This is a genomic window from Caulobacter sp. D5, assembly GCF_003185805.1.
Lineage (GTDB): Bacteria > Pseudomonadota > Alphaproteobacteria > Caulobacterales > Caulobacteraceae > Caulobacter.
On sequence record NZ_QHJY01000489.1, the window covers coordinates 1 to 5613 of the forward strand.

Genomic DNA, 5613 nt, shown 5'->3' on the forward strand with positions numbered 1-5613 from the left:
ACCGTGATCGCGCCGGTTCCGCCGGTGGTCTGGGCGAAGATGCCGCCGGCCGCGCCGCCGGTGACCTGGCCGGCGGTCGTGACGTCGATCGCGCCGCCGCTGGACAGGGCGATGACGCCGTAGCCGCTGGTCTGGTTGACGCCGGTGGCGTCGTTGAGGCTGGTCTGCGAGACGCCGCCGCCGCCCGTGGCGGTCACCGCGCCGGTCGAGACCGACACCACGCCCGCGCCGCTGGCGAAGACGCCCGGACCGCCGGTTCCGGTCACCGCCGCCAGGTCGAGGTCGACACCGCCGTTGCCGGTCGAGATGGCGACGACGCCGGCCTCGCCCTGGATCGCGCCGTCGGCGTCGATCGAGATCGCGCCGTGGTCGGCGGCGCTGAGCAGGAAGGCCTCGATCCCGTTGTACGAACCGGTGACCACGCCGTGGGTCGTGATCGAGATGTTGTTGTCGCCGTAACCCTGGGTATAGACGCCGTCCCACGTGCCGGTGGTCAGCGAGGCGTTGGCCTGGATCGCGCCGTTGGCGACGACGGTGATGTCGCCGGCGTTGGCCTGGGCGCTGATCGCCGAGCCGCCGGTCGAGGTGACCGCGCCGGTGGTGATGTCCACGGTGTTGGCCGCGAGCACGCCGTTGTTGAGGCCCAGCACGCCGTAGCTGCCGTTGGCGACGACCGTTCCGTTGACGTCGATCACCACCGTGCCGTCGGGGTTGGAGCCCTGGCTGGAGGCCAGGACGCCGCGCGTGGCGGCGGTGACGTCGGTGGCGTAGATGCTGATGTCGCCCGAGCCGGAGGCGAACAGCCCCGTGCCGCCGGCGGCGTTGACCGTCCCGATGCGGTCGTTCGCCGTGCCGACGGTGATCGCGCCGGCGGTCGCGCCGTCGCCCCAGCCGCGCACCCGCACGCCGTCCGTGGCGGCGGTGATGGCGCCGGCCGTGATGACCACCGGGCCGCTGGTCGCGCTGATTTCGATCGCACGACCGACGCTGGCCGTGACGTCGGCGAGGTCGAGGGTGACGCCGCCGGCGCCGTCGCCGGCCGCCGAGCGGACATAGAGAGCGCCGGCCGCGCCGCCGGTTAGGGTTCCGGTCGAGGTCACGTCCACCGCGCCGAGCGAGGAGACGGCGTTGATCGCGTAGCCCGCCGCGCCGGTGACGCCGGTCGCGTCGTTGAAGGCGTCGAGGGTGACCGCGCCGCCGCCGGTGGCGGTGACCGCGCCGGTCGAGATCGAGATGTCGCTCTTGGCGTTGGCGAAGACGCCGTGGCCTTCGGTGGCGATCACGTCGGCCAGGTCGAGGGTGATCTTGCCGTCGCCGGTGGATTCGGCGCCGACGCCCTCGTACTTGCCGGTGACGGTCTGGGTGGCGGTGATGTCGATCGCGCCGCCGGTCGAGGCCGCCGTGGCGTTGGCGTAGATCGCCCAGACGCCCTGGATCGTACCGTTGGTGACGACGCCGATGTTTCCGTTCTCGTAAGCCTTGGCCCAGACGCCGTTGCTGCCGGTCGACTTCAAGGCGCCGTCGGCGGTGATCGAGATGTCGCCGTTGACGGCTTCGGCGCTGATGGCCGTGCCGGTCCCGGCGGTGATCGCGCCCGCGGTGCGGATCGTCAGGTCGTTGCCCACGGCCTCGCCGTAGTTGACGCCGATGATCCCGTAGGTGCCGGCGTCGATCGCGCCGCTGACGTCGACCACGACGTCGCCGTTCGGCGCCGTGCCCTGGCTGGCGGCGACGATGCCGCGGGTGCCGGCGGTCACGCTGGTGGCGTAGACGTTCACGTCGCCCTGGCTGGAGGCGAAGATCGCCGTGGCGTTGGTGCTGGTCGCCGAGCCCAGGCGACGATCGGCCGTGCCGACGCTGACCGTGCCCGTGCCGCCGACGGTCGAGTTGTTGGCCGAGACGGCGTTGCCCGTGCGGGCGCTGACCGAGCCGGCATGGACGGTGATGGCGCCCGCGCCGCCGGTGGCGACATAGACGCCGACGCCGTCGCCCCGGATCGAGCCGGCCACGTCGACGTCGATCTGGCCGCCCGCGCCGCGCAGGTCGACGCCGTTGCCGGTCGTGCCGATGAACGACGAGCCGGCGTCGGTCGCCGTGACGCTGAGCGCGCCGCCGCCCGAGGTGGTCAGGTAGACGCCGGTGGCGCCGGTGACCGTGCTGGGGCCGTTCAGGGTGTAGGCGATGTCGCCCGAGCCGGTGGTGCGGCCGAAGACGGCGTTGCTGGACGCGCTGTCCACGCCCACCGTCGAAAGGGTGATGTCGCCCGCGCCCGAGGTGTTGGTCGAGATGCCGCCCGCGCCGGCGCGGATGGCCGCCGTCGCCGCGACGCCGACGTCGCCGCCGGCCGACTGGGCGTAGATCGCCGCATAGGCGCTGCGCGTCGTCGCGCCGACCGTGTCGCCGAGGGTGACCTGGACGTCGCCGGTTCCGTCGGTCACGGCGAAGACGGTGTTGGCGCTGCCTTCCAGCTTGCCGCCCGCAGCGGTGGTGACGGCGATGTCGCCCGCGCCCGACGTCGTGGCGTTGATGGCCGAACCCGTGGACGAGGCGGTGATCGCCGTGGTCAAGCCGCCGTCGGCGCCGACGCTCACGTCGCCGCCGTAGGACAGGGCGCGCACGCCCACGGCGCTGACGATCGTTCCGCCCTTGGAGTCGATGGAGACCTCGCCGGTGCGGTAGGCCGCGCCGAGCACGCCGACGGCGCCGCCGCTGATGGTGTTGGCGCCATTGAGGATGGCGACCGAGCCGTTCAGCGAGCTGGCGCTCAGGCCCGTTCCGTTGGCGACCGCGCCCACATAGGTCCCGAAGCCGCCGCTGGCGTCGAGCAGGATGTCCTGGGTGTCGGTGTAGACCGATACGGCGGCCGAGCCGCCCTGGATGCTGTTGACGCCGTCGAGCGTGACCAGGATCTGGCCGGCGGTGGTGTCGAGCGACGAGACGCTGACGCCGTTCCAGGTGTTGGCGGTGACGGCGATCACCGCGTCGGTGACGCCGACCTGGCCGTTGACCCCCGTGGTGACCGAAACGCCGCTGTTGGCGCCGCCGTCGAGTATGCCGCCGCTGGTGGTCGTGGTGATCGTCCCGGCGGTCAGGGCCTGGCCCGGGGCGCCGTTCAGCACGGCCTGGGCGCCGGCGAGGCTGGGCGCCAGCGCGCACAGCGCCGCGATCGAGGCGCTCGTCATCATCGTCCGCGACAGGCGGTCGTTGGTCTTCTTCATGTGGTCTCAGTCCCCCGAAGGACCGCGATCCGGCATCACGGTCCCGTCTGGCGCGTTGGCGCGCCATTGTTGCAAGCGTGACCGCTAGCACCGCATTCGGTGACCGTCGTGTTCCAACATTGGAACATTTGAGGGGTGGACAAGCATCTTGCCGCCGAGTCGAGGCGGCCTCGGCGACCGGGGTTCGAACCGCGCTGCGCCGGCGTCATGAAATTCGATCTGACCGTGTAATGTATTTCAATGCGCGGCGTTCAAGCTTCCACGCAGTAACGCCGGTCGAGCATATGCAAAATGATGGTTTTCGAATCGTGAGAGGCGGCTCTGTGGAAGTAATGCGGCTTTTGGTCGCGGCGGCGCGCCTGGAACGAGGACGAGAATAGTCATACAGCCACGCTTGTAGGTCGCAAGCGCCGGCCGCTAGCATCGGCGGCGAAGACTTGGTGAAAGCTTGACTGTTCGAACGAGAGATCCAGCGACGATGACCGCAGCGCGGCCTGGGCCGTCGACCGGAGGGCTGGGCCGATGGACGCTGTGACGTCGTCTTCTGCTTCGGGGCCGGTTTCAGGATCGCTCCTGGCGCGGCTGGCGTCTCGCGTGGGCGTCGCGCTGCTGATCGCCGCCGTCCTGGCGGTGGCGCTCGTCGCGATCGTCATCCCGCTCAGCTTCAAGGACCAGGCGCTGTTCGCGCTGGCGACCATCGTCGGGGTGATCGCCGCCAATCGGCTGTCGCAGTCCAAGCACCTGACCATTGCGCTCTGCGTCGTCTCGGTGATCGTCAGCACCCGCTATCTGTGGTGGCGCACGACCGAGACCCTGCATTTTCGCAATCTCGGCGAGGCCTTCTTCGGCACGGGCCTTTACCTGGCCGAGATCTACGCCTGGCTGATCCTGCTGCTGGGCTATTTGCAGACCGCCTGGCCGCTGCAGCGTCCGGTGCGTCCGATCACCGGCGCGCCGGCGACCTGGCCCAAGGTCGACGTCTATATCCCGACCTACAACGAGAGCCTGGAGATCGTGCAGGACACGGTGCTGGCGGCGCTGGGCATGGATTACCCGCGCGACCGGTTCAAGGTGTACCTGCTGGACGACGGCCGCCGGCCCGAGTTCAAGGCCTTCGCCGAGAAGGCCGGCGCCATCTACATGACCCGGCCCGACAACTTCGGGGCCAAGGCGGGCAATCTCAACCACGCCCTGGGCCAGACCGAGGCCGAGCTGGTCTGCATCTTCGACTGCGACCACATCCCCACGCGCGCCTTCCTGCAGATGACCGTCGGCTGGTTCCAGGAGGACGCGCGCCTGGCCCTGCTGCAGACCCCGCACCACTTCTATTCGCCCGATCCGGTGCAGCGGAACATCCAGACGGTGAAGGACATCCCCGGCGAGGGCGACCTCTTCTACGGCGTGGTCCAGCCGGGCAACGACCTCTGGAACGCCGCCTTCTTCTGCGGCTCCTGCGCCATCATCCGCCGCTCGGCCCTGGACGAGACCCACGGCTTCGCGCACGAGACCGTCACCGAGGACGCCCACACCGCGCTGAAGCTGCAACGCCGGGGCTGGAACACGGCCTTCCTGGAAATCCGCCTGTCGGCGGGCCTGGCGACCGAGCGCCTGGCCCTGCACATCGGCCAGCGCATCCGCTGGGCGCGCGGCATGACCCAGATCTTCCGGATCGACAATCCGCTGTTTGGCAAGGGGCTGAGCCTGGCCCAACGGCTCTGTTACCTGAATGCGATGCTGCACTTCCAGTTTCCGCTGCCGCGCATCGTGTTCCTGACCTCGCCGCTGGTCTTCCTGCTGCTGGGGTTCAACATCATCAGCGCTTCGGCGCCGATGATCCTGGCCTACGCCCTGCCGCACCTGGTGCACTCGATCGTCACCAACAACCGGATGCAGGGCGAGGAACGCATGGCGTTCTGGGGCGAGATCTACGAGACCCTGCTGGCCTTCCACCTGCTGGGTCCGACGATCGTCACCCTGTTCGCGCCCAAGCACGGCAAGTTCAACGTCACCGACAAGGGCGGCCGGCTGGAGAAGGGCTATTTCGACTGGTCGCTGATGTGGCCGCACATCGTGGTCGCCGGCCTGCTGATCGCCGGTCTCTGCTTCGCCATGTGGCGGCTGGCGACGGCCGAGCCGGACTTCGTGCTGGTCGGCACCCTGGTGCTCAACGCCTTCTGGACCCTGTTCAGCCTGCTGGTGCTGCTGACCGCCATCGCCGTCGGCCGCGAGACCCGGCAGGTGCGCCAGCACGTCCGCATCGAGGCCTCCCTGCCCGCCCGCCTGCGGCTGACCAACGGCGAGGTGCTGGAAGTCCAGACCCGCGAGGTCTCGATGGGCGGCCTGTCGGCGATCATCCCCGACGGCTTCTGGGGCGACGAGCGCCAGCTCGACACGG

Annotated in this window: 2 protein-coding genes; one reads left to right on the forward strand and one right to left on the reverse strand. The window is 69.9% G+C overall.

What is annotated here, in order from left to right; all coding sequences use genetic code 11:
* Positions 1 to 3218 (reverse strand): S-layer family protein (locus DMC18_RS24215; protein WP_146218198.1); only part of this gene is annotated, 3218 nt, incomplete at its 3' end.
* A 594-nt stretch (positions 3219 to 3812) separates the two neighbouring features.
* Between DMC18_RS24215 and bcsA the strand changes: the two genes are divergently transcribed.
* Positions 3813 to 5613 (forward strand): UDP-forming cellulose synthase catalytic subunit (gene bcsA, locus DMC18_RS24220; RefSeq protein WP_199232628.1); only part of this gene is annotated, 1801 nt, incomplete at its 3' end.